The following is a 24608-nucleotide window of genomic DNA, read 5'->3' on the forward strand; positions in this document are numbered from 1 at the left end:
TCAGATCCCCACAGTGAAGCCGTTGGACCAGGTCTGCATCTCCGCCACGAGGCTGTTCCACACGCCGGTCAGCAGCAGCAGCCCGGTCGCGATCATCATGATGCCGCCGATGCGCATCACCCAGACGTAGTGGCGCTTGACCCAGGCGAACGCGCCGAGCGCCTTGCGGAAGGCGACGGCGGTGAGGACGAAGGGGGCCCCGAGTCCGAGACAGTACGCGACCGTGAGGAGCGCCCCGCGGCCGGCGGTGGCCTCGTTGAACGACAGGGCCGTGACGGAGGCGAGCGTCGGGCCGATGCAGGGCGTCCAGCCGATGCCGAACAGGGCGCCGAGGACGGGGGCGCCGACCAGCCCGGTGGCCGGCCGCCGGTGGAAGCGGAACTCGCGCTGGGTGAGCCAGGGCATCAGGCCCATGAAGAAGACGCCCATGAGGATCATGAGGACGCCGAGCACCTTGGACAGGACGTCCGACTGTTCCTGGAGGGTCTGCCCGAAGTAGCCGAAGAAGGCGCCGCCGGAGACGAACACGGCGGTGAAGCCGAGGACGAACAGGGAGGCGCCGACGACCATGCGTCCGCGCCGGGCCTCGGCCAGGTCGGTGCCGGAGACGCCGGTGACGTAGGAGAGGTAGCCGGGGACCAGCGGCAGCACGCAGGGCGAGAAGAAGGAGACGAGTCCGCCGAGCAGGGCGATGGGCAGGGCGACGAGCAGGGCGCCGTTGAGCACCGTGCCGTTGGTGCCCGTCTCGGCGGCGAGCGTGTGCAGGGCCGTCACGTCACTTCTCCGCGACGACCGGCTCGAGCATCTTCCGCAGCCGTTCCTCGTCGAGCGCGGTCAGCGAGCGGGCCGCGATCTTCCCGTCCCGGTCCAGGACCAGGGTGGAGGGGACGGCCTGCGGGTTGAGGGTGCCCTTCTCGAAGCGGAGCATCAGCTTGCCCGTGGGGTCGTACAGGCTCGGGTAGGGGATGCCGAAGTCCTTCTCGAAGGCGAGGGCTGCCGTGGTGCTGCCGTCCCGGGTGTTGATGCCGACGAACTGCACGTCCCGGTCGGCGTACTCCTTGGAGACCTTGGCGAAGTACTTGGCCTCCGCGCGGCACGGGTTGCACCAGGAGCCCCAGATGTTGAGGACGACGACCTTGCCCTTGTGGTCGGCGACGTCGAGCGGCTCGCCCTCGAGCGTCTTCCCGGACAGCTCGGGCGCGGCGACCCGCTCGCCCGCGGCGACCGTGGAGACGCCGTCGGTGCCGGTGACGAAGTGGGTGTCGCCGCCCCCGCCGGACGTTCCGCCCGAACCGCACGCGGAGACGAGCAGTGCGGCCGCGGCGGCGCCGGCGGCCAGGGTGGTGCGACGGCGGACGCGGAGGGCGCGGTTCGGGCTGTGGTCGGCCCGGTTCGAGCGCTGGGGGGCGCGGCTGGCGGCACTCATGTGAAAAGTTTCGCATGTCCGTTCCGGGGATCTTGCGCACCCCCCGGGCGGGCGGAAACCCGCATCTCAGGCGGCTTCGCCGGGGCCCGTTCCGGCCGTTTTCCCGGTGTCCTTCCCGAACGCCTTCCAGCCCCCGGCCGGTTCCTGGCCGACGTCCAGGGTGCGCAGCTTCTCCAGCACCTCCGGCTTCTGCACGTCCAGCCAGTCGGTGAACTGCCGGAAGGAGACGAGCCTCACGTCGCCGCCCTTCTCCTTCTCCCGCGCGATGTGCTTGAGCGCTTCCTCCACGGCGTCCATGTAGATGCCGCCGTTCCACTGCTCGAAGTGGTTGCCGACGAAGAACGGCGCCCGGTTCGACTCGTAGGCCCGCTCGAAGCCGGATATGTACGCCCGGGTCGCCTGCCGCCGCCAGCCGGGGTGGTGGCGGGCGGGTGCGTTGGTCGAGTTGACCGACTGGTTGGCGAGGATGTTGTAGTCCATCGACAGGACCTCGAAGGAGCGGCCGGGGAACGGTATCTGCTGGAGCGGAAGGTCCCATATGCCCTGTTTCTTCGACGGCCAGACCTGACGGCCGCCGGGCGAGGAGGCGTCGTAGCGCCAGCCGAGCTCGCGGGCGGTGGGCAGCAGGTTGTCCTGGCCGAGCAGGCACGGCGTACGGCCGCCGACGAGTTCCTTGTCGTAGTCGAAGGGGAGCGGCTCCAGGTCGGTCCAGCCGGAGTTGGTCCGCCACTCCTTGACGAAGGACGTGGCCTGCTCGATCTCGCTGCGCCACTGCCGCGGCGTCCAGGTGCCGACGCTGCCGGAGCCGGCGCAGAAGTGGCCGTTGAAGTGGGTGCCGATCTCGTGCCCTTCGAGCCAGGCGCGGCGGAGGTTCCTCAGCGTGTCCTTGATGTGGTCGTCGGTGAGGTAGCCGATGTCGGAGGCGCCGCGCGGGTTGTTCGGGGGGTCGTAGAGGCGCTTCTTCGACTCGGGGAGCAGGTAGATGCCCGAGAGGAAGAAGGTCATGGACGCGCCGTGCTCCTTGGCGAGGTCCAGGAAGCGCGGGAAGAGGCCGTTGCCGACCTCGCCGGCCCCGTCCCAGGAGAAGACGACGAACTGCGGCGGGGTCTGACCCGGCTCCAGCGGCACCGGCTCGTCGGGCTGGTGGGGCTGTGCGCCGGTGAAGGAGGTGGAGCCGTCGCCGATCGGGCGGGCGGTCCTCGTCGGCTTCGGGTCCGGCTTCGGCGTTCCGGTCCGGTCGCCCGTGCCCGGACGGGAACCGCCGGCGCCGTCCGCGTCCTCGTGGCCGCCGCAGCCGGCCAGCGGGACCGCGACGGCGGCCCCCGCCCCGAGCCCGAGCATTCCCCTGCGGGTGAGACTGCGCATGGCAACCCCGTTCGTCACGTCCTCTGGTGGTCACTCGTTCAGAGGACGTGACGGAGCGGGAAGTTCCCGCCGGCGTGCGAAGGTTTCGCAACGGAGTTCGAAGGGGGCCTTCCGTCCCGCGTCCCGAAGGCCGTCCCGCGTCCCGGAAACCGTCCTACGCCCCGAAGGCCTTGCCCTTCCCCTTCACCGGCTTGGCGCCCGCGAGCAGGTGCGCGGGGACGAGGTCGCGGGCCGGCTCGCTGTAGCCGACGGAGACGATCCTGTCCCCCCGGTAGGTGAAGGTGGTCAGCGAGGCGAGCGTGCACTGCCGCTTGCGCGGGTCGTGCCACAGCCGCCGCTTCTCGACGTAGGACCGCACGATCCAGATCGGCAGCTGGTGGCTGACCAGCACCGCCTCGTGTCCGCGCGCCGCGTCCTTGGCCGCGTTCAGCGCGCCCATCATGCGGACGACCTGGTCGACGTACGGCTCGCCCCAGGACGGCTTGAACGGGTTGACGACGTGCTTCCAGTTGGCCGGGCGGCGCAGCGCGCCGTCGCCGATGCCGAAGGTCTTGCCCTGGAAGACGTTCTCGGCCTCGATCAGCCGCTCGTCGGAGGCGATGTCCAGACCGTGCGCCTTGGCGATGGGCTCGGCCGTCTCCTGCGCCCGCTCCAGCGGGGAGGCGACGACGTACGTGACGTCGCGGGAGGCGAGGTGCTCGCCGACCCGGTCGGCCATGCGCCGGCCCAGCTCGGAGAGGTGGTAGCCGGCGAGACGGCCGTAGAGGACGCCGTCCGGGTTCTCGACCTCGCCGTGCCGCATCAGGTGGACGACGGTGACGTCGTCGTTCTTCTCCGGGGTGCTCACGCGGTCGCCTCCGCTGCCGCTCGGGCCGCCGCCGGGAGGGCGTCGGCGATCCGCTGGACGGCCCGCTCGTTGTGCGCGGTGGACACGAACCAGGACTCGAAGGACGACGGCGGCAGGTAGACGCCGTTCTCGAGGAGCGAGTGGAAGAACGCGGTGAAGCGGAACGACTCCTGCGCCTTGGCGTCCTCGTAGTTCCGCACCGGCCGGTCGGTGAAGAACACCGAGAACATGTTGGAGGCGTTCTGCAGCGTGTGCGCGACGCCCTCCTTGCCGAGCGCCTCGGTGACGAGGGACTGGATCTGCGCGGAGACGGCGTTCACCTTCTCGTACGCGGCGTCGTCGAGCAGCCGCAGCTGGGCGAGCCCGGCGGCGGTGGCGACGGGGTTCCCGGAGAGGGTGCCGGCCTGGTAGACGGGACCGGCCGGGGCGAGGTGGCCCATGACGTCGGCGCGCCCGCCGAACGCCGCGGCCGGGAAGCCGCCGCCCATCACCTTCCCGAAGGTCATCAGGTCGGGCCGGACGCCGTCGACGCCGTACCACCCTTCCCGGCTGGTCCGGAACCCCGTCATGACCTCGTCGGAGATGTACAGCGCGCCGTTCGCGGCGCACGCGTCCTTCAGTCCCTGGTTGAACCCGGGCAGCGGCGGTACGACGCCCATGTTGCCCGGGGACGCCTCGGTGATCACGCAGGCGATCTCGTCCGGGTGCGCGGCGAAGGCGCCGTGCACGGCGTCGAGGTCGTTGTACGGCAGGACGATGGTGTCGCCGGCCTGGGCGCCGGTGACGCCAGGCGTGTCGGGGAGCGCGAACGTGGCGACCCCGGAGCCGGCGGAGGCGAGCAGCGAGTCGACGTGGCCGTGGTAGCAGCCGGCGAACTTGATCACCTTGGTGCGCCGGGTGAACCCGCGGGCGAGCCGGATCGCCGACATGGTGGCCTCGGTCCCGCTGGAGACCAGCCGCACCTGCTCCAGCGGCTCGATCCGGGCGACCATCTCCTCGGCGAGCGCGACCTCGCCCTCACCGGGCGTGCCGAAGGACGTGCCGCGGGCGACGGCCTCCTGCACGGCGGCGATCACCTCGGGGTGCGCGTGCCCGAGGATCATCGGTCCCCAGGAGCAGACCAGGTCGACGTACTCGCGTCCGTCGGCGTCGGTCAGGTACGGGCCGCTGCCCGACACCATGAACCGGGGCGTGCCGCCGACGGCGCGGAAAGCGCGCACCGGCGAGTTCACGCCGCCGGGCGTGACGGCCGCGGCACGGTCGAACAGCGCCTGCGAGACCGGGGCTTCGTATGAATATGGCAGTTCGCTCATGACCTGCGACTTCTCCGACCTTCTCCGACATTCCGGGGGTCTCCCGGCTCCGGGTGCGTATGACGTGTCCAGGGTAGGCCAGGGGCGGCCTGCGGCATCCTGCCCCCGATCGGCCGTGATCTGCGAAACTGACGTTTGATACACACAGCTCACACGGCCCGGACCGGCCGGAGGCTGCGGACATCCCGCGGGCAGATGTTTCACCGTACGTTTCGGCGGGCGGCCGTGGGGGAGGTCACTGACACGATGATCGGGTTGCGCGGCGGGGGCCACGCGTCCTAGAAAAGCAGTCGGGTGGAGATATGCATCGCGGTGGCGGACTGGGCGAGGGGACCGATGACCTGGGTCCTCGACGTGCCCGGCGGGGAAGGCACCGACGCGAGGCGGAGGACACGGACGAGACACGACGGACGCGCGGTGAACCGGAGCGGACCGGCCCGCTGAGCGGGGCGGGGAGCAGGAATGGTGGTCGGGTGGGGGTGACGTACAAGTACTTCGGCGCGCCGGACGGCGCCACCGCGGCCCGCGTACCGATCTCGATGCGCCCCGAGGAACTCGGCGGCGACGAACTCGGCATGAACGGCATGTTCACCAAGATCAAGCCGGAGACCATGGCCGCGATGGTCCTCACCGGCATCGAGGGCGTCCCCCTGCACAAGGTCCCGCCCCTGGAACTGGTCGTCCTGCACCCCGACTACGCGGTCGTGAAACTCCCCATGACGGTCGTCGACCCGCTGCGCGGCATAGGCGAGGAGGCGGTCGGCGCGGCGGCCTTCATCTGGTCGACGGTCCCGGACCGCGGCGGCCCGCGCGACGCGTTCAACGTGTACCAACTGCTGCACGAGTGGCAGGACTTCAGCCACCGGCTGCACGAGGCGGGGCATCAGGCGTACTGCCTGGTGTGGCCCTGACCTGGGGCTTTACTGGTAGTGGGCGGGGTCTTCGGGCCTCGCCCGTCTCGGTGCCGGAGAGGGGCCGTCAGGCGGCCAGGGCACATTGAGGGCACATTGGTTTTGCTGGGGACGCTGATGTGCCCTGGGCTTCTCGTGCCGACTCCTCCATGAAGGCGTCGTCGATCGCCTTGCGGGTTCGCGTCTCGCTGGATGGCAGCAGGTGCGTGTACGTCCGGAGCGTGAAGCCCGGATCCGAGTGGCCAAGGTACTCGGAGAGCGCCTTGATGCTCTCCCCCACGTCCAGGAGCACGGAGGCACAGGCGTGCCGGAGGGCGTGCATCCCGTCCTCCCGGGCCGCCTGGAGGTACCTCGCACCGCGCTCACGCGGCGGGATCACGCCGGCGCCGGCCAGGGCGCGCTTCCAGTCCCCCATGTTGAAGACGCTGCGGTTGTAGGCCCGCCCCTTCTGGTCGACGAAGAGGAGACGGAAGGTCTTCGTCTCGCCGTCCGGCTTGGCCCAGGGCAGGGTCACTTCGACCGGCGGGAACTCCTTCATATGGGCCTTGAGGGCAGCGGCAAGCTGGGCCGGTAGAGGCACGGACCGGATCTTGTTCCCCTTGGGCAGCGCGAAGACGGGCTTCGTGCCGACGAGCCGCACCTGGCGGTTGACGTGGATCCAACCGGTCCTGAAGTCGATGTCCTCGACGGCAAAGCCGAAGACCTCGCCCTGGCGCAGGCCGCAGCCGAAGGCGAGCTTGCCTCCGGCCTGGAAGCGCTCGGGCAAGCCCGCGATGACTGCGCGGACGCGTTCCAGCGGCCAAGGGATGATCTTCTTCTTGGTCGCGGTCGGCAGCTTGACCGACTTCGCCTTGCAGGGGTTCTTCGGCAGGAGCCCATCCTCCACGGCCGCGCCGAGGATGCTGGAGAGGATGTCGAAGATGCCCTCGATCGTCGACACCTCCAGGCCGCCGTCCTGAAGCGTGCGGACCCAGCTCTGGATGACCGAAGGCTGGTTGAGGGAACGCAGCTCGCGTCGCCCGAGGTGCTCGACGACGTGGTTACGGACCGTCGCCTCGTAGCGGAGGGCGGTCGTCGGACCGACGGAGTTCGCCTTCAGCCATTTCTGCGCGTAGGCGCCGAGCGTCTGCTTCGTCTCGGCTGGTACGACGGAGGAGCCGCGCCTGATCTCGACGTCGACCTCAGCGGCCCGGTTGTCCGCCTCGGCCTTCGTGTCGAAGTTCTCCTTGCGCTGACGGCCGTCCAAATCGCGGTAGCGGACCTGCCAACGCTTGCCGACGCCGTGATTGGCCGGCGCCGTCCACCTGGACCTGGTCATCCGCCGCCACGCCACGAGCCTACGCAAAGAAGCCGCGGCCACACCGGGCCACAACACCTCCGGCCACAGCCACAACGGCACGCACAGCGGCAAGCCGCCTGCCCATTCGCAAGACGACGACTTCCTGCCGAAGCAGGCACCGAGCGCGCCCGACGTGGCCCAACCCTCAGGCGTGGCGGAGGCAGCCGCCAACGTGCCGCAGGCCCCGAAACCTCCCGCCAAAGAAGAAGGACACGCGCGGGACGCCACGTTTGACGAACTCCTCCTGGCCGCCCTGGCTCAGCGCCAACCGCCGGCACGCGCCATGGAACGGCACGCCCAGCGGATCCTCGTGATCCTGCCCGACCACGCCCAACAGGCCCTCGACGACCCTGCCTGGCCCGCACTGGCCGCAGTCCTCACCGAAGCCGAGAACGCCGGCCACGCCCCCGAGCAACTACTCCAGCACGCCGCACGCCAGCGCACCCTCGACGACGCCCGCTCCACCGCCAGGACCCTCACCTGGCGCGTCCAACGCCTCGCCGCCCGGCAAGCTCCCAGCGCCCGAGCACGGGCTGCCCAAGCCCGCATCAGCGTTGCAGCCCGACCGGCACAGCCTGGCCAGACTCCATCCAGCCCGTCACAGCCTGGCCTGGCGGCACCTGCTCGACACCGGTGATGCCGTCAGCGGGCGCGGAGGTACCTGCCGCGTCCACCCTCAGGTTTCCCACACCGAGGGAACAGCGTCACCGCACCGTGTTGGCCAGAGGCTCCAGCAACTCCAGCGCCTCCTGCCAGCGGAAGCGGTCCGCCGCGCCGCCGGCCCTCGGCCGGTGCGGTTCGCAGGAACCGATCAGGACACCCATCCCCCTCAGCCGGTCCAGACTCTGCTGGTAGGCGGGGTGGGCGGCCTGGGCGGAGTTCAGGTAGGGCAGGGCCACGGTCGGGATGCCCATGCCGTACGCCTCGCACAGGATGCCCAGGGCGAGGGTGTCGGAGATACCGGCGGCCCACTTGTTGATCGTGTTGAAGGTGGCGGGAGCCACGGCGATCGCGTCCGCCGGGGGCAGGGGGCGCGGGTCTCCTGGTGAACGCCAGGCGGAGCGGATCGGGTAACCGGTCTGTGCCTCGATCGCCGTGGCGTCGATGAAGCCACATCCCTGCGGTGTGGCGATGACGCCGACATCCCAGTTCGCCTCCTGGGCGGCTGTGATCAGCTTGCCGACATCACGGGCCACGCCTGCCGCGCACACGACGATGTACAGGAAGGGCTTCTTGTCCGGGGCGGTCGGTTCGGTCACGCGGGGACTCCCAGTTGGCGACTGAAGTGGTGCAGTTCCGGCAGGGTACGTCGGCGGTCGCGGGCGGCCATGTCGGCGACCAGGTTGCGGACGTCGGGGCGGCGGATGTCCTGGGCAGCGCAGGTCTCGGCGATCCTCAGGGCTTGGTAGCCGTCGGCAAGGCGGCCCTGCTGGCTGTAGGCGCGGGCCGCTTCGACCCATAGTGCGGCCCGGCGTTCGGGCACCGGGATGTGCCGGCGCATGAGGGGCCGGGCAGCCTGAAGGGCGAGGCCGGCGTCGCCGAAGGCCACCAGAGCGCTCAGCTCGTGCAGAGCGACGTTGGTCGGGCTGAAGGTGGCCCAGGCGTCGGGCCGGTCCAGGGTCACGTACCGGGAGACTTCCTTGGCCTCGGTGAGGAATTCCTTCGTGGCCGCGCGATCACCGCGGCTGCTGGCCGCGGTCACACCGCGCAGGAGCAGCAGTCCGACGGCGGCGAGGTACTTCGGTGAACGCCGGTCGTAGGAGCCGGTGAGCTGGTCCGCGGTGTGCCGTACCAGGGTGACGGCCTCTGTGGCGTGCTTCTCGCGGACCAGGACGTGGGCCTGGACACGGACGCTGGAGGCGAGAACGACCGGGTCGCCTGAGCGTTCGGCTTCTGCCATCGCCCGGCCGACGGCGAGCCATGCGTTGCCCTGGTCGTGCTGCTTGAGCAGCAGGCTCGTCGCCGTCTGGTACGCCGTGGCCAGGAGCCGGGACACGGTGTCCCTGCCCGTCGCATCACCGGCCGCCAGTCGCAGGTCGGCGATCAGGCTCGGGAGGGTGCGCTCCAGCTCTGTGTAGTGGCAGGTGTGGAAAAGCTTGAGTGCTGATCCGACGCGCTCGTACAGGACGGCCATGTCCTGAGGGCCATCGGTGCCCCCAGGGCCGGGACCGGGCAGGAGGGCCTGGACGAGGGCGGTGTGCGAGGCCGAAGAGCCGGCCGGGGCCGTGAGCGCTGCGATGCTCGCGGCGAGGAAGGTGCGGCGGTGCATGTCGTCAGCTTCTTGATCGGCGACGGGGACGTCCTGAGCTTGGGCAAGGCCCAACTCATAAGGCGGGATGTTCAGTTCCTGCGCGATGGCGCGTAGTACGCGGATGTCCTCCGTGCCTCGACCGCTCTCCAGACGGCTCACCTTGGACTGGTGATACCCGAGCGCTGCGACAACGTCGTGCTGTGAACGCCGCTGTAACACCCGTGCTCGACGGATCCGTTCTGCGATCCGTCTCGCTTCCCCATATGCATCGGCCATCTGCCACGGCTCCCTCCGCCGTCGCTGATCCTGCCTGCTCAACCGAGCATAGGTCAGCCGTAGTTCGCGGTGATGCAGCCCCTGCATAAGTCATGCAGCGCCAGCGTCAGGGCTCACCACTCACGGCGACGGCGTGGTTGCTTGGTGTAGCCCCACCTACACCGGGAGGCCGCTCATGGAAGCGCACCAGCTCGCTCTCTCCCTGCCCACGACGCCCGCCGCAGCAAGCCAGGCCCGGCACCAGGCCGTGGACGCTATAGCGGGCGGGGGCTGGGGACTGGGCACCGAGGTGGTGCACGCGGCCGAACTACTGATCAGCGAGCTCGTCACCAACGCGGTCCAGTACGCCGGCACCGGATCCGTCTCGCTCGTGGTCTGTCTCGACGAGGCCGTCCTGCGGATCGAGGTCTGCGACACGAGCCCGGTGCTACCCCACCCGGCTCTGCCCGACGCGGAGCGCGAGGGCGGCCGGGGCCTGTTCCTCGTCGCCGCTCTCGCCGACCGGTACCACGCCGAACCGACCGAGAACGGCAAGCGCTGCTGGGCCGAGATCGACCTGCCCAGCAAACCCAGCCAGGAAGTCGCCTGCGTCCTTCCCCTCCAGAGGAGTTGATGATGACGACCACCCACGCCCCCAGTGTGGCCGCCGAGGTGATCGCCGTACGCCCTGGGCCGCCGCTCGCCGGCACCGTGAGCGTCGACGGCTCCAAGAACGCCGCTCTGCCGCTTCTGGCCGCTGCGGCGGCCTTCGGTCGCCCGGTCCGATTGAGCAACGTCCCGGACAGCACGGACGTCCAAATCATGCTTGTTCTGCTGCAACAGGCGGGCTGGCATGTCGCGCAACCCGTCGGTGAACCGACCACCTATGTGATCCTGCCGACGGAATCATCTCGGGGACTGCCCGATCTAACGCAGGCGGCCCAGATCCGAGCCTCGTACTATCTCGTTCCTGCTCTGCTGGCGCGTTACGGCCAGGCGCGGCTGCCCTGGCCGGGCGGCTGCCGGATCGGTGCGCGCGGGATGGAGCTGCACTTCAAGGTGTACGAGGCGTTCGGCGACCGGAGCCGGCAGGACAGTTCCGGATACGGCATCGAGGCCCACACCTCACAAACCGGCACCGTCTCCATCGCTCTGCCCTTCCGCTCCCGCGGTGCGACCGTGGCCGCGACACTGCGCGCCCTCACGACCGGCCGACCTTTACGGCTGGGTCAGCCCAATCTCTCGCCCGAAGTCCTGAGCGTGCTCGGCGCCCTGAGTTCGGTGGGCTGGGAGACGCGCGCTGGCAAGCATGTACTCACACTCTCACCGCCCTCCTCGCCGCCCGCTGCCCCCGCCAACTGGACGGTGCCCGGAGACAAGATCGAGGCAGCCACGCTGGCCTGCGCGATCGCCGCGACACGCGGCACTGCCCGTATCAATGGCGTGCAGGGCAAGGACGTAGGCCCGTTCGTGGCAGCCCTTCATCAGCTCGGCATCCCCGCAGACGCGGAGCCGAATGGCCTTACCGTCCGCGCCCAGGAGACAGCCCTCACTGGCCGTCCCCTGCGGGCCATCGCTTCCCTGAGCCCGGCCGGTCTGGACGCCGACTTCGAGCCACCGCTCATGGCACTCGCCCTCGGGCTGCCCGGCACGCATCTGTTCGCCGACGCCATCAATCCCGGCCGCCACGGCAACCTGCTGCCTCAGCTGACCCGCCTGGGTGCCGAGATCGAAGAGATCTCCCCCACAGAATGCCGACTGACCGGGCCCCAGCAGCTGACGGGCGCGGGCGTCGAAGCTACCGACATCCGCACCGGGTCCGCCCTGATGGTCGCCGGCCTCACCGCCCGAGGCGTCACCACCATCGGCGGCCTCGACCAACTGCGCCGCGGCCACGCCGACCTGACCGGCAAGCTGCGCACCCTGGGCGCCGACATCTGCGAGGTCACCCCATGACCACCGACGACCGGAACCTGCGCCAGATCGTTGCCACGACGGACGTCCACTCCTCCTTCGACAACGCCGCGCCCTTCCTGACCCACCTCCACGCGCTGCGCCCGACCTCGCTCATCGTGGACTGCGGCGACTTCTTCGAAGGCAGCGGCTACTACCGCCTCGCCCGAGGCACCATCGAGCGGGAGATCCTGCTCAAGCTGTACGACGTGCTGGCCCCTGGCAACCACGGCTGGCCCCACCACTTCGAACCCGACCTTCACCGGCGCACTGTCTGCGCCAACGCCGTCGATGCCAACACCGGCGACGCTCTGTTCCGCCGCCTGTACATCGCCGACATCGATGGACGGCGCGTCGGCGTAACCGCTGTGATCGGCCGGCAAGCCTTCCACTCGATCCCGGCCGCCCAGCGAGCCGGCCACTGCGTCACCGATCCCCTCCAGGCCCTGCGGGAGGTGAGTCTCGCCCACCACGAGGTGGATAGCTGGGTCCTGCTCAGCCACTCCGGCTTCGACGAGGACCGGAATCTCGCGGCGGCCTGTCCCTTCCTCGACGTGGTCCTCGCAGGGCACTGCCACAGCGATCAGTACGGGCCGGTCCGAGTCGACGGCACCCTGGTCGTCAAGGGCCGAGAGCTCGCCGGCGGCTATGCGATCGCCATGCCCGTGGGTACGGGATGGGGCGCGGGCGCCACGTCCTTCCCCGATCGGGCCCCGAGCGTCGTTCCGACGGAACTTGCGGATCTGCGCTCCCGCATCGAAGACGTCAAGCAACAACTGGCCGACATCCTCGGCCCGATCAGTCCCGCCTACCGCCACCAGGTCCTCGATCGGCGCAGCCTGCTTCGGAACCTCACCGCCCGCCTGCGCACGTCGCTCGGCACGGACGCGGTCATCCTCAACGAAACGGCACTACGCGCCGTACCACTCGGCGACACCTTCACCCAGGGTGACCTGCTCTCCATCGAGCCGTTCGGTAACCAGCTGGTGCACGCCCACGTGCCGGATCCAGCACGAAGCGACCTCCCCGGCTGGCTGTCTCAGCTGACCACCCAGACCGGCCCGCTCGTCACCGCACCCGATCCCTTGCCGGACGCCGTCACCACCGTGCTGACCACCGACTACCTCGCCGACACCTACCTAAGCGGACGCACGCGCGAGGCCGGCCTGCGTCTGGACCAGGCCGTCCAACACGTCCTCACCGCTCCCGACACCGTGGAAGGAGGCAGGTGATGATCCTCACCGGCCCGGAGATCACCGTTGCCGCTCACGACGGCCGCCTCCGCATCACCCCGTTCGCCGCCGACCAGGTCAACCCCAACAGCTACAACGTGCGTCTGGGCCCCACCCTGATCACCTACACGGGCCCCGTCTTGGACGCCCACCGGCCCAACCTCACCCGCGAAACCACCATCGGCCCGGACGGGCACGTCCTCCAGCCGGGCGAGCTCTACCTCGGCCACACCCTCGAAGAGGTCGGCTCCGACACGTTCGTGCCGCTGCTGTTCGGCCGCTCCTCCGTCGGACGTCTCGGCCTGTTCGTCGAGATCACCGCCCCCATCGGCGACATCGGCTTCCACGGCCAGTGGACGCTCATGCTCACCCCGATCCGACCGCTGCGCGTGTACTCAGGCATGAAAATCGCGCAGATCATGTTCTTCGTCTCCACCGGCGTCGTGGACCTCTACCGCGGCAAATACCAGGCCGCCACAGGACCGCAGCCCTCCGCCTACTGGCGAGACCTCGCCCGGCTCCAGGTGGTGGCATCGTGATCCTCACCGGTCCCGCCATCGCCGCCGCCGTCCAGGCCGGCGAGATCACCATCGAGCCGTACGAGCCCAGCCGCGTCTCCCCCAACGCCTACGACTGGCGGCTGGGCGCCACCATCCGCGTCTGCGACGGCGACCTCGACGCCGCAACCCCCACCGCCTTCACCGAGCAGTCCATCCCCGACGCCGGCTTCGTGCTGCGCCCTGGCCTGCTCTACCTCGGCATCACCCTGGAGCGGACCGGTTCGGAGACGTACGCGCAGCTGCTGAACGGCGACCGCACCACCGGCTCCCTGGGCATCTGGGTCCACGTGTCGGCTCCGCTCGGACACCAGGGCCATGCGATCCGGTGGACGCTGGAGATCCGCGCCGCCCGACCTGTGCGCGTGTATCCGGGCATGACCTTCGGCAAGCTCGTCTTCCTCACCACCTTCGGCGCACCGGCCAGCTACCAGCAACAGCCCGCCAAGTACGCGACCACGGAAGGCATCGACGTCTCGCGACTCTACGAGGAGATCGACGGAGGCACGCGGTGAACGCTCGCTCGGCCACCGGCCCGATGGCTGCCACCTTCCTGGACCTCCCCGTTGGAAGCCCCGGCGGCAGCGTCGAGCTCTTCCTCGACCTCTACACCGGCGAGGAACCCCTCATCCCGGCCCGCGCCTTCATGCTCACGCCACCTGGTCACGGTCCCCGGCCACCCGCCGGACTCAGCGTGCTCCCCGTAGCAGGCAAATGTCTGGAAGGAACGGCCTTCAGTCGCTACGTCGCCACCCTGAGCAGAGCGCTCACAGCCATACTCGATCCCACGCAGATCGGCGTCCTCCACTTGCAGCACCTCGCATTCGGCGCCACTCCTGCCCTCATCCGCGCTCTGCCCGCGCATCCTCGGATCGCCCTCGTCCACGGCACGGACCTGCTCTTCGCCGAGACCCACCGAGACCAGCTCCAAGTGCTGCGCGAAACAGCCAGGGCCGCCGACGCCATCGTGGTCCCGACCAACGCAATGGCCGAACGCCTCCTCAAGCTCGCCCCGCAGATCGAACGCCGCAAGATCACCCCCATCCCCTGGGGCATCCCCGACCACCTGCTCACCGCACCGCCCGCCCGGCCGGCACGCACCTCCAGCAGCCACCTGCGGCTCCTGTACGCAGGACGCCTGACCGCCGAAAAGGGTGGTGAGGCCCTGATCAAGAGTCTGGCCCCGGTGCCCGGTGTCGAGCTGAGCGTCGCCGCGCCCAGAGCCCAGTTCCACGCACTGGCCCCGCTGCTGCAACGAGCCGGCGTACGAGTCCGCTACCTCGGCTGGCTGCGCCGCCCACAGCTGTGGAAAGCCTTCACCGAACACGACGTACTGGTCATGCCGTCCACCACCCTGGAAGCCATGGGACTGGTCGCGCTGGAAGCCCAGGCATGCGGACTACCCGTCCTGTACCAGCCCGTCCCTGGTCTCAGCGAAACGCTCGCCGCTTCCGGCATGGCCACTGACTTCACCCACTCCGCCGCATTCGCGCGCGACCTCGACCGGCTGAGAAGGACACCCGGGCTGCTGGCCGCCCTGAGACAGACAGGCTATGCAAACGCGGCACGCTATCCCCTCTCGGCGACCGCACGATTGCTGACCGACCTCGGCCAGCAGCTCACTTGAACCGACCGCCAGACGACCCGACACGTCACTACCCGAACCGCTCCGCGAACGTCACTACGCTGGCCGACGGGACACCCCAGCGAAGAGGGAGACCATGACGTACGACCGCGACCGCATCGAAGCCCTGCTCGACGAGGGAGTCCGCGACAAGGTGTATCCGGGTGCCGTGTGGGCCCTCGGCGACGCCACCGGCATCCTCGCCCAGGGCACCACCGGCATCCTCGACCCCGACGAGCCGGACGTGCCGATGCGCACCGACACCGTCTTCGACGCCGCCAGCCTCACCAAGATCCTGGCCGTCTGGTCCTCCATCGGCGCCTTGTGGGAGCACGGAACCCTCGACCTCGACCAGCCGCTCGCCAGCTTTTGGCAGGAGGTCACCGGACACCCACTCGGATCCGTCACCGCCCGGCAGTTGCTGACGCACACCGCCGGCGTCCCACTGCGAGCCCAGCTGAAGAACCTCTACGGCACCAACCCGGACGACATCCGCCGTGGCGTACTGCACGAGCCACTCCACCGATCACCCGGCGAAGCCGTCGAGTACACCGACCGGGCCGCCCTCATCCTCGGCTACCTCGCCGAACACCTCGCCGACCAGCCCTTGGACCAACTGGCCACCGCCCGCACCTGGCACCCGCTGGGCATGACCGGCACCCGCTTCGGTCCCCTGCCCGCCGGCCTCGCCGCCCGCTGCGCTCCCACCGAACTCGACCAGAACACCGATACCCACCTCAAGGGAGTCGCCCACGACTTCTCTGCCCGCCTCCTGGGAGGCGTCTGCGGCATCGCAGGCGTCTTCACCGTACTCGACGACCTCGCCACCTTCCTCCGGTACATGCTCGGCCCTGCCGCGTCCCATGTGCGGGCTGGTTTCGGCAGCGAGTGGATCACCCGCTCCCTGACCATCGAGACTGGTGAGCTCCAGCCGGCTCGTGGCCTGTTCTGGCATCCCGCTCCCGGCACCACCACCGAGGAGGACGTCTGGGTGCACTACGGCTTCACCGGCACAGGCATGTGGATCTCCCCCACCGGGGGCCGCTGGGCGGTGCTCCTGACCAACAAGCTTTACTACACCCGCGACCGCGCACCACTGACCGACATCCGCAACGGCTTCCGGGAGCTCGCCTTCAGGTAAGACCGGATGGTGTGACCGCCAGTCTGAGTGGGCACCGTCCAGCAGAGGCTAACGGTCTCAGTCACACAAGACTCTACTCAGAGAGCACCGTCGCGTACTCCACGAAGAGCGGGCTCGCTACCACGCATCGAGAATCAGTCCCGGTGCTCGGAAGAAGCCCGGTTACACGCGCGTATCCGGTCATCAACGCGGACGTGTCAATGCTGACGTCCTCACCATCCAGGGCGCGCAACAGCTCCTGCACTCCGCGGCCGTGCAGGTCCACGGCTGTGCGAGTTGGAGTCTGATCCACGGGCAGCGGGTCGCGGTGCCTAGCGAGTGCCTCGACGACCTGCCCGGCCCGGGTGACGAAAGAGGACCCCAGACTGGACCCGGAGTTAACCACCTCCAGCACAGGACCATCCACCGACACCGGAGTCCAGCCTCTCAGATGCCGGACCGACCCATGCATCAGCAAACGGCAGCTTCTTTCTGTATCGCCTGTGCCTTCTCCACGCACCGAGTCCACGAACAGCACGAGATCCTGATGGGCACCGCTGAGTGTCACGCACCGAAGCGAGACCTCGAACTGCATCCACTGGCCGGGACGCAAGTCGGGCTCGGTGTACCAATCCGCAACAAGCTCCAGATGCTTGTGCACCTCACGCAGGTGCCGCAGCTGGCCTTGCTCCCCATCCGCGACCGGCGCGTCCATGTCGATACCGCCGAGCGGCGTGGTCACACGAAGTGCGCCCGTGCGCGGGACACGTCGCGGCTCAGGCACGAACTGCCGCAGTTTACTTTCCGACAAATAGACGATCTCACGCAAGGGACGCCCCCATCCGGTGTACTGGCCACGTGCCCGCTCATACTGCCATCCCACGCTGACACCGACCGGTGCAGCGCAACCATGCAATGAATCAGGCCAGTTGAGCCCAGATCATGCTCTCGGACTCGATAATGAGCAGGCACATACCGTACGCCGCGATGACCTCGGGGGACGTCATGGAAGACCGGCTTGAGACGGACTCAGCACTGCATCAACTCAGCGAACGGGTGGAGGGCATAGGGAAAGGACAAGCCCGCCACGAGGACAAACTGCACGACGTGCGAGCGGACGTCGTCAGGCTCAGCGGCGAGGTCACCGAAGTGCGCCAGGAGGTCGCAGGTCTAGAGAGCGCGATCACCGACACACGCCAAGTCCTCGACACCTTCATCGAACAGTATGGCCGCGATCGAGAGGTGGCCAAAGCCCAGGCCGAACTGTCCCGCCTGACAACCGAGTGGCACGCGGACTTCGCACAACGCAAGCACACCCGCGCTCTCGCCCGCGGGTTGGTCCACACCCTTACCGCACAGGCTGTCTATAGAAATGTGGTCAACACGGCTACCGTGCGAGCCTGCACCGAAGAGCGGATGCTCCTCGAACCGACATATTGGCTGGCTCCGGCCGCGATGGCGGTCGCGGCCAAGTTCCGCAACGAGGACGAGCGGGGCGAGCGCGCCCGCGCACATGCATGCATGCTGGACGCCGCCAAAGCCAACCTCTTCTTCTCGCTGACCTGTTCCCGCCTCGGAGACGAGACTGAAGCGGCCGCATGGATGGACCTCTACCTGCAGTCGCTCGACCCTGGGGAACTCGGACAGGACTTCTTCGTCGTCCTAGACGCCATCGCGAGCAAGGAACTGGGGGACAAGGCGCTCAGCTACACCCAGCAGGCCATGGCGCGATGGAACCGGAGCAGCATTCGCATTTTGAGCGACACCTACGCAACAGCTGACATGAACGGTGGTGAGCAGTGGGAGGCTCGGCTGCAGAGCCTGCGCCGGCGCATGACCAAGAACCAGTACACGGCACTGCGCAAGACTTGCGGAGACCAGTGGGACACACTCTGCCACGGCTGGGAACTCGCGACCGTACCCGACAGAACCCTGGCCTATCTCAGACGCATGTTCCCAGACGGTCCCGACGGAGTGGACTGGCCCGTCAGCGACGGCAACCACATCGAAAGTGCCCTGGAGCGCCTGATCAACCAGCTCGAACCCGACGAAGCAGACATACGCGAGAAGATGCGGCGGCTTGAGCGTGTCATCGAACACGGAGGAGACCTTGAGGCAGCCACGCGGGCACATGAGTCGTCATTCGGCCCCGACACGCAACCAGTGACCTTCATGGAACTGCTCGACCAAGCCGTCTTCGAGCCGGACGAAGCACAACTCGGGCCGCCGGCTCGCCGCATGGCCCTTCGCGCCATCTGGCCGAGCTTGGAGCACGCCGCCAACCGAGTCGTCACAGACTCCCGGCATCACCTTCCACATCACATCACCCTGAGCGTCGCGGGCTGGTCCTCCACCGTTCCGACGGATCCGCAACTTCTGGTGGAGCCGGGCCCGCTGGTCAATGACCTCACCTCGCACATCAAGCAACAGACCCAGGCCCAGTCAGACGCTGTGGTACGCAGATGGCCACGCGTCTGCTGCGCCTTGGTGATAGGGGGCTTCAGTGGGTCACTCGTAGTGCCGTTCGTCGACGGGGCATGGCAGGGGCTCTTCCTCCTACTCACCCTCGGCATGGTCTCGTGGGTGATATGGGAGATTTGGAGCGTTCCACTACGCAAGAAGCATGTGAACGAACAGGGAGACCGATTGCGGAACGAGTCCGTCGCTACGCTGGCGAAGGCGCTGGACCAGCGCGAGGACTTCTTCGAGGAATGGCACGAGGCAATGAAACAACTGACAGCTCTCACCCTATGGGGAGGGCACCGCAACGAGAACTGACCACTGGGTGACATGATCCGACGAGAAGGCAGAAAAGGAAACGGGTGGACACCTCCAAGCTGATCGGCGGCCGTTTCAAGCCGAGGGAACGCCGCGACAGCGGCGCCATGGGCGATGTGTGGACAGCCGAGGACACGAAGCTGGGCCGCACCGTGGCCCTGAAGTTCCTCGCACGGCGACGTCTTACCCAGCAGGGAGCCCTCACAGAGTTCACCGAGTGGACAGTGAGAATGTTCGAACGTGAAGGCTTGGCCATGGCGCGGGTCAACCACCCCAACGTCGCACACATCTACGACACCGGCGAACACGACGGCGAGTTCTACATCGTCATGGAGTACGTAGAGGGTAGGTCCCTCGCCGAGCATCTGAAGACAGGGCCGACTCTCACGCTTGAGCGAACCGTGCGATGGACGCGCCAGATCTGCGAGGGCCTAGGCGCCGCGCACGCTGCTGAGGTGATCCACCGCGACATCAAGCCTGGCAACATCATGATCACGCACAAAGGTGACGTGAAGATCGTGGACTTTGGGCTGGCTTTTCTCGCCGACGTCACTCAGTCCCACACAAGTGCGGGTACCCCGCTGTACAAGGCACCGGAGCGATGGAACGACGAGCAAGGTAGCCAGCGCAGCGACCTGTACTCCGTAGGATGTGTCCTCTACGAGATGCTGACAGGGCGCCCACCGTTTGGCAGCCCACAGGACGACCCTATGACTGTGGGCAGAATGCATCAGGACGATACGCCAGCACCCCCGAGTGCCCACCGCCCTGGCGTTCCCGCTCAGCTCGACTCCATTGTCCAGAGGCTCCTGGCCAAGGATCCAGCGCAGCGACCGAAGAGCGCCCAAGCGGTTGCACAGGCGGTGAGCAAGACCCAGATCGTCCTGGACGCATTGGACTTGGACGACGTCGTCGGACAAGCCGACTTGCCCGAGTCTCACAGAAGCAATGCCGGTCTCTCTGGACGCATCCGAGGACTGGACCACCGCATCTTCGATTTGGAGCTCCGGTTCGGACCGAGCGACCAATCGGTGATTGAGGCACGGGAAGAACACGCCGAACTCACAGGCCAGTCAGGTGACGCACGAGGAGCAGCAGCCCTCTACGACCGACTCGGCCATGACTGCCAAGACTTCTTCGGCCCCTACGACGTACGAGCACTGAACGCCTTCGAGGGTGTCGCACGGTGGATTACGCGATCGGGCGCGAACTAGCGATTCCTTCAGCCCACGTGACGCGCTGCACATAGCTGGGTCCGAAGCACGTTCCACAAGCTAACCGCACCTCACGAGCTGAGCCGGTGGGAGGAGAATGCGGAGCCGCATCCGGTGCATGTCAACACCGTCCGACTTTTTTCCTCTCAGTGTTCTGCGGCTGCATCGCCCGCCTGCGCGCCTGGGCCAGCATCATCTCCGATCTCACCAGATCGTCCGAACCATCGACGAACTCGTAGTGATGGGCCTTGAGTTCGCGAGACTGCGGCTTGGTAGAAAGTCCGTGTGCCAGAGCCTTGGCAGCTATCTCCGTCCGTTGGTCCCACGGGGGCACGGGCTCTTGAGTTCGCCGCAAATCACCCGACAGGCGGCTCGGCATTGTTGACGGCAACGATCAGATACGGATCGATTTGCACCCAGAAGGCGCCCCCGTCCCGTTGGACTGCTCCATCGAACGCCATTCCGCGCAGACGCTCCCAGGCCACTTGCACGTCGGCGATGGCTACACGAAGTTGGACACGCGGAACGCCCGTGGCCCGTTCCCTGGTATGCGCTTGTCTAATGACGAGATTCTCGTAGGAGACCCAGTCGCTGCCGCGGCGGGGTGCACTCAACCCCAGAGCCGTGAGCGCTTCGGTCACGCGGCTGATGTCCGTGACGGGCAGGTAGGCGCCCTGGAGCCGGGCCTCGGTCGGAAGGCGGCTCGCTCGTTGCCCGGCGGTCGGTGCTGCCTCACTGCGAGGAACTTCGTGGACGCTTTCCGCTTCCGCCCGCTGGACCTTGCGGATGAGGAAGAGGTTCTGGCCGTCCGCGGTGGCCAGATGGGTGCGTTGCGCCGTCCAGTTGCCGGACGTCATGGGGCCTCGGGCGACGATGCGGGCCTGGCGGCGGTCTGGGAGCAGGAGACTGGCCCGGGTGTCGGCCCTGTCGAGCTCCTCTAGGAACCGCGAGCGAGCTTGGTCAGCCTCGTCGCGGGAGGGCAGGACGAGTGTCGTGGAGACGGGACAGAGCAGGTTCTCGGCCAGCCTGATGATCAGGGCACTGTCCTGAACGGTCCGGCCGAATGAGCCGAGCCATTCCTGGCCCAGACCTGCGCCGAGCAGACTGGCAGTCATGGACGCCAAGGTGTCCGTGTCCGCGCCTTCCTGGCGGGCTGGGATACCGATGCCACGTTCAGGGCCGGCGGCGGACCGGGCCGCGAGGTAGATGGCGGCCACCGCGCACAGGGTTCCCGAACCACGCGTCTTCGTCCGGGTGAGGCCATGTTCCTCCAGAAAGGCGGAGGGAGCACTTAGCGCGCCACTGTCCAGTGAGGACCGTGCGCTGGTGAGAAGATCCTCCACCTCCTGCACGGTGTCGTCCCAGGCCCGCTCATAGCCGCCGGGCAACGCCTTGGCTGCGGCATCGAGCCAGTGTCCGTCCAGGCTCTGCCACACCGGTTCCCGCCAGTCTTTCAGACCGTCCAGCGCGGCCTCGATGAGCCAGCCGTAGGCCAGCGGTGCGGGTTGTCGCAAACTGATCCATAGAGCGTACGCATGCACCAGGGCGCCCAAGAGAGCACGCGGGTGTCCGTGTGTCGTCACCGCGTCGCGGATCACGTCGGCTGCTAGGTCGCCAAAGGAGCCCTCGTGGTGAACGATGACGTGCGGCGCAATGCGCATGGCCGCGCCGTTGGCCCCGGCACTAAAGTACTTCTCCTGGTCATCGGCCCTCTTACCCCAGGCCGATTCATGCTTCTCCCAGGCACGGCAGGCGCGTTTGACGCTGGCCCCGGCGCCACGTTCGTAGTCGAGGAGGAAAGGCCACTCAACTCGCTGCAGCCAGGTGAGCCAGTCGTCTCCCGCTGTGAGGCGAGCGCGGGCCACGGCGATGAGCATCTGAGTGTCGTCGCTGTACTCGCCTGGTCCGATCTCCTCGAGGATCGGGCGGAATCGGCTGCTGGCCATCCGCTGCCAGGCGAAGAATCGACCCGAGACCTGGCTGAGTGGCGGAAGTGAGCGTGTCCGGTCCCGCCGCTCGTAAGGCCAGCCCATGGCGTCCCCGACGGCTGCTCCTAGGAGCATGCCGCAGGCTCTGTCGGTCCATGGGTGAAGCTCAGCGTTCACGTGTTCACTCTGCCAGAGTTGTTCGGGGGATGTACGGGCTCTCCGGTGGCCGATTGCCGGAGCGCACCGAGCGGCTCAGGGCGTACTTGTCGAAGAGCACAGGAGCGACAACCAGAGGTGGCAGCAAAACCGCCATGCCGAACTGGGCATGTCTGAAGTACTCCAGCTCCGCCTGCTTCTCGTCCCGGACGATGACAGAGTGTACGGCGGACAGTGGGATAGTTCCGGGTATCTGTATCTCCGCCTGGTCGTCCGTGGGCCACCAGGACGGGTGCCCATGTTCTCGCCGCAAAGTCACCTTGCCGGTCACCGTGGGCGCGAACATGGCGTTGAAGCCGTCGGCACCCAGCCGGGCGCCGGCGCTCCTGTCTCGTGCGGAATTGTAGGGACAGAACCGGGCGCCGGAAGTGGCGAGCAGGTCGACGTCCAGCGTGAGAACCACCCAATCCTGAAAATGGCGGTCCCTGCTCGCTGCCTGAGCCAGGTACCAGGTGTTCGGATACTCCATGCTCAGGAAGGTGAACTCCAGTGCGCCGTCCAGACGCTGAGTATCGGCAGGCCGGAAGGCGTCGGCAGCCGTCTGCAGGGTGGCCACGGGACGTATCTGCCGGGTGTCGAGGATGTGGGACAGGTTGGCCGACTTGGTGAGATGGCACAGACGGGTGATACCGCGGGCCCGGGCCTGCTCAAGGACGTCACTCACAAGCTCACCCGCACGTACAAGTCAGACATCTCCTGCGGCAGCAGATCGGTCAGCTTGCTTGAGTGCAGCATGATGAGGTCTGTACGAGCCCGGGTGATGGCCACGTACAACTGCCGGGCCTCGCGTGCCTTGGCCTCGTCGAGGCCATGCGCCTCCACCTCACTTGCTTTCGGCAGCTCGTCCGCATCACAGAATGGGAGGATCACCGAGTCGAATTCGAAGCCCTTCGCCGCAGAGTAAGTCCCGTAAAACACCCCCGGCTCGTCCGTCCACCGCGCAAGCTCACGGTGCAGGCGGTGAACCGGGACACGACCTCCGTCGAGGAGCGACCTGAGTTTGTCCTCGTGGTCTCGGGTGCGCATAAGAATGGCGACCTGACGGTCCGCGCCCAGCGCCAGGGCGTTGCTCGCCGCCTGAACGAGCTGTTCTTCCTTGCCTGCAGTCTCCAGGATGGTGGGTTTCGGGCCGTCGGCCGCCGCACCGGTCGGCTGGACCAGATCGACGTCGTCCTTGAAATGCGGCATATCCGACAGGGACTGGGCGAGTTGGGCGACCTGACGGCTGTTGCGATAGTTGTGGGCGAACTCCACGACATTTGACACATGAAGGCCCAGGGAGCGCCAGGACATCCGGCTTCCGTAGATCTGCTGCGCGTAATCTCCGAAGAAAGTCAGTGATCCGTCGCCGGGAATGGCCGCCGCCAGGCTTCGAATCATCTCGGGTGTAAAATCTTGGCCCTCATCGACGACGACATGCCGGTAAAGCCGATTGGTGGGATCAACCTTCAGGGCGGCCAAGACGGTTGACGCCATGTTGTCGAAGTCGTACTCGTACCCGGCTTCGGTACGCAACTGCACGTACCGTTGGCAGATTTCGAAGACGACTTCGCGATCGAGCTGCTGAAGGGGCCTGCCCCGGCCAACCCGACGGGCGCGGCCTTCCACATACGTCTGCTGGTCGACTATGCCGTGCCCGACCATCCAATGCAGCTCATCTAAGAAGAAATCGAGCGGGCGGTGAATAACGGCCCGGGAGGGGTGGCGCTCACGAGCCTCCCCCAGCGCCCGCTCAACCATTTGCTTCTTGGACTTGCATATGCGCACCGGCGCCTTAGTGCGATGCGCGAGATAGCCGCGCGCGAAGGTGTGATAGGTCTCGATCTGCAGGTTCGGAGACGCGGTGCTCATACCCCTGAGATAGGTAACGAGAGCCTTGTTAAAGGTGACCAACAGAGTGCGGCCTCCGATACCCGGGGCCGTGGCCAGATAATGAGCCCGATGGACCGCCATCGTCGTCTTGCCGCTGCCCGCCGTGCCCAGAACGACGCAGTGACCGCGTTCGTTCAGGAAGACGACGTCCCGCTGGTGACCCTTCGGGTCAGGTAACGAAAGCCCCATCGCGACATTATGACGCGTCCATGGTCACTTGGTACAGATGATGCACGGTCTGGTCTCCTCAACTTGCTCTCCACCTACCTACGAACCGCAGGGCCCCTCCGCTGTAGCCTGTGCCGTCGGCGTCAGGCCGCTTGCCCCGGGGTGCATAGCGTCGCCCCAGCGCTCGAACGGCTACTGACGGCCGTGAACTGCATCGTCGCGAGCCACACCGCGGCACC

Annotated in this window: 22 protein-coding genes and 1 pseudogene; 11 read left to right on the top strand and 12 right to left on the bottom strand. The window is 67.6% G+C overall.

Annotated features, from left to right (window positions below; translation table 11 throughout):
- The 5 genes from ADK41_RS02975 to hemL form a co-directional block, all read right to left on the bottom strand.
- Positions 1-774, bottom strand: coding sequence for a cytochrome c biogenesis CcdA family protein (locus tag ADK41_RS02975; protein ID WP_030823134.1), 774 nt, complete (start codon positions 772-774; stop codon positions 1-3).
- Position 775: 1 nt separating this feature from the next.
- A complete protein-coding gene (locus ADK41_RS02980; RefSeq protein ID WP_030823131.1) occupies positions 776-1426 on the bottom strand; it encodes a TlpA family protein disulfide reductase in 651 nt (216 codons plus the stop codon).
- 66 nt (positions 1427-1492) lie between these two features.
- Entirely contained in the window at positions 1493-2767 is a 1275-nt protein-coding gene (locus ADK41_RS02985; protein WP_030823129.1) for a hypothetical protein, read from the bottom strand.
- Positions 2768-2945: 178 nt separating this feature from the next.
- A complete protein-coding gene (locus ADK41_RS02990; protein WP_380955008.1) occupies positions 2946-3593 on the bottom strand; it encodes a histidine phosphatase family protein in 648 nt (215 codons plus the stop codon).
- A gap of 41 nt (positions 3594-3634) precedes the next feature.
- Positions 3635-4951, bottom strand: coding sequence for a glutamate-1-semialdehyde 2,1-aminomutase (gene hemL, locus ADK41_RS02995; RefSeq protein ID WP_030823123.1), 1317 nt, complete (start codon positions 4949-4951; stop codon positions 3635-3637).
- A gap of 473 nt (positions 4952-5424) precedes the next feature.
- On the opposite strand from hemL, the gene ADK41_RS03005 reads away from it, so the two are divergent.
- Entirely contained in the window at positions 5425-5862 is a 438-nt protein-coding gene (locus ADK41_RS03005) for a hypothetical protein (RefSeq protein WP_003992141.1), read from the top strand.
- Between the two features lie 67 nt (positions 5863-5929).
- Here the strand turns inward: ADK41_RS03005 and ADK41_RS03010 are convergent, their stop codons facing one another.
- Entirely contained in the window at positions 5930-7180 is a 1251-nt protein-coding gene (locus ADK41_RS03010; RefSeq protein ID WP_051843057.1) for a tyrosine-type recombinase/integrase, read from the bottom strand.
- 265 nt (positions 7181-7445) lie between these two features.
- Here ADK41_RS03010 and ADK41_RS38660 point away from each other — a divergent pair.
- A pseudogene (locus ADK41_RS38660) lies at positions 7446-7838 on the top strand (mobilization protein); the annotation flags it as partial.
- Between the two features lie 67 nt (positions 7839-7905).
- Here ADK41_RS38660 and ADK41_RS03020 read toward each other — a convergent pair.
- Together ADK41_RS03020 and ADK41_RS03025 are read right to left on the bottom strand one after the other, a co-directional pair.
- Positions 7906-8460: a flavoprotein gene (locus ADK41_RS03020; protein WP_030823116.1), complete on the bottom strand. Its 555-nt coding sequence runs from the start codon at positions 8458-8460 to the stop codon at positions 7906-7908.
- Entirely contained in the window at positions 8457-9728 is a 1272-nt protein-coding gene (locus ADK41_RS03025; RefSeq protein ID WP_030823114.1) for a helix-turn-helix domain-containing protein, read from the bottom strand. The genes ADK41_RS03020 and ADK41_RS03025 overlap by 4 nt, the downstream gene beginning before the upstream one ends.
- A 175-nt stretch (positions 9729-9903) precedes the next feature.
- Here ADK41_RS03025 and ADK41_RS03030 point away from each other — a divergent pair, with 175 nt between their 5' ends.
- The 7 genes from ADK41_RS03030 to ADK41_RS03060 all read left to right on the top strand — a co-directional run bounded on the left by ADK41_RS03030 (position 9904) and on the right by ADK41_RS03060 (position 16214).
- Positions 9904-10341: an ATP-binding protein gene (locus tag ADK41_RS03030; protein ID WP_030823111.1), complete on the top strand. Its 438-nt coding sequence runs from the start codon at positions 9904-9906 to the stop codon at positions 10339-10341.
- Between the two features lie 2 nt (positions 10342-10343).
- The gene (locus ADK41_RS03035; RefSeq protein WP_030823109.1) at positions 10344-11663 is read left to right on the top strand and encodes a UDP-N-acetylglucosamine 1-carboxyvinyltransferase; all 1320 of its coding nucleotides are present in this window, start codon (positions 10344-10346) and stop codon (positions 11661-11663) included.
- Entirely contained in the window at positions 11660-12892 is a 1233-nt protein-coding gene (locus ADK41_RS03040; RefSeq protein WP_030823106.1) for a metallophosphoesterase, read from the top strand. The genes ADK41_RS03035 and ADK41_RS03040 overlap by 4 nt, the downstream gene beginning before the upstream one ends.
- A complete protein-coding gene (gene dcd / locus ADK41_RS03045) occupies positions 12892-13431 on the top strand; it encodes a dCTP deaminase (protein ID WP_030823103.1) in 540 nt (179 codons plus the stop codon). Before ADK41_RS03040 ends, dcd begins: the two co-directional genes overlap by 1 nt.
- Positions 13428-13964 carry a dCTP deaminase gene (locus tag ADK41_RS03050; protein WP_030823100.1) on the top strand — a complete coding sequence of 179 codons (537 nt, stop codon included), beginning with the start codon at positions 13428-13430 and terminating at the stop codon, positions 13962-13964. Before dcd ends, ADK41_RS03050 begins: the two co-directional genes overlap by 4 nt.
- A gap of 23 nt (positions 13965-13987) precedes the next feature.
- A complete protein-coding gene (locus ADK41_RS03055; protein ID WP_030823097.1) occupies positions 13988-15076 on the top strand; it encodes a glycosyltransferase family 4 protein in 1089 nt (362 codons plus the stop codon).
- A gap of 94 nt (positions 15077-15170) precedes the next feature.
- A complete protein-coding gene (locus tag ADK41_RS03060; RefSeq protein WP_030823095.1) occupies positions 15171-16214 on the top strand; it encodes a serine hydrolase domain-containing protein in 1044 nt (347 codons plus the stop codon).
- 73 nt (positions 16215-16287) lie between these two features.
- Here the strand turns inward: ADK41_RS03060 and ADK41_RS03065 are convergent, their stop codons facing one another.
- Entirely contained in the window at positions 16288-17022 is a 735-nt protein-coding gene (locus tag ADK41_RS03065) for an SAVMC3_10250 family protein (protein ID WP_030823093.1), read from the bottom strand.
- Between the two features lie 158 nt (positions 17023-17180).
- On the opposite strand from ADK41_RS03065, the gene ADK41_RS03070 reads away from it, so the two are divergent.
- Positions 17181-18971, top strand: coding sequence for a hypothetical protein (locus tag ADK41_RS03070; RefSeq protein WP_158717653.1), 1791 nt, complete (start codon positions 17181-17183; stop codon positions 18969-18971).
- Positions 18972-19015: 44 nt separating this feature from the next.
- Entirely contained in the window at positions 19016-20185 is a 1170-nt protein-coding gene (locus tag ADK41_RS03075) for a serine/threonine-protein kinase (RefSeq protein WP_051843054.1), read from the top strand.
- Positions 20186-20541: 356 nt separating this feature from the next.
- On the opposite strand, the gene ADK41_RS03080 is transcribed toward ADK41_RS03075, so the two are convergent.
- From ADK41_RS03080 to ADK41_RS03090, 3 genes are read right to left on the bottom strand one after another with little or no spacing between them, the layout of a single operon-like run.
- Entirely contained in the window at positions 20542-22248 is a 1707-nt protein-coding gene (locus ADK41_RS03080; RefSeq protein WP_078661863.1) for an ADP-ribosylglycohydrolase family protein, read from the bottom strand.
- Positions 22249-22294: 46 nt separating this feature from the next.
- Positions 22295-22993 carry a DarT ssDNA thymidine ADP-ribosyltransferase family protein gene (locus tag ADK41_RS03085; protein WP_030823086.1) on the bottom strand — a complete coding sequence of 233 codons (699 nt, stop codon included), beginning with the start codon at positions 22991-22993 and terminating at the stop codon, positions 22295-22297.
- Entirely contained in the window at positions 22990-24390 is a 1401-nt protein-coding gene (locus tag ADK41_RS03090) for a UvrD-helicase domain-containing protein (protein ID WP_030823084.1), read from the bottom strand. Before ADK41_RS03090 ends, ADK41_RS03085 begins: the two co-directional genes overlap by 4 nt.
- Positions 24391-24608 lie beyond the last annotated feature (218 nt).

The sequence above is a fragment of the Streptomyces caelestis genome (genome assembly GCF_001279005.1).
GTDB lineage: Bacteria > Actinomycetota > Actinomycetes > Streptomycetales > Streptomycetaceae > Streptomyces > Streptomyces heliomycini.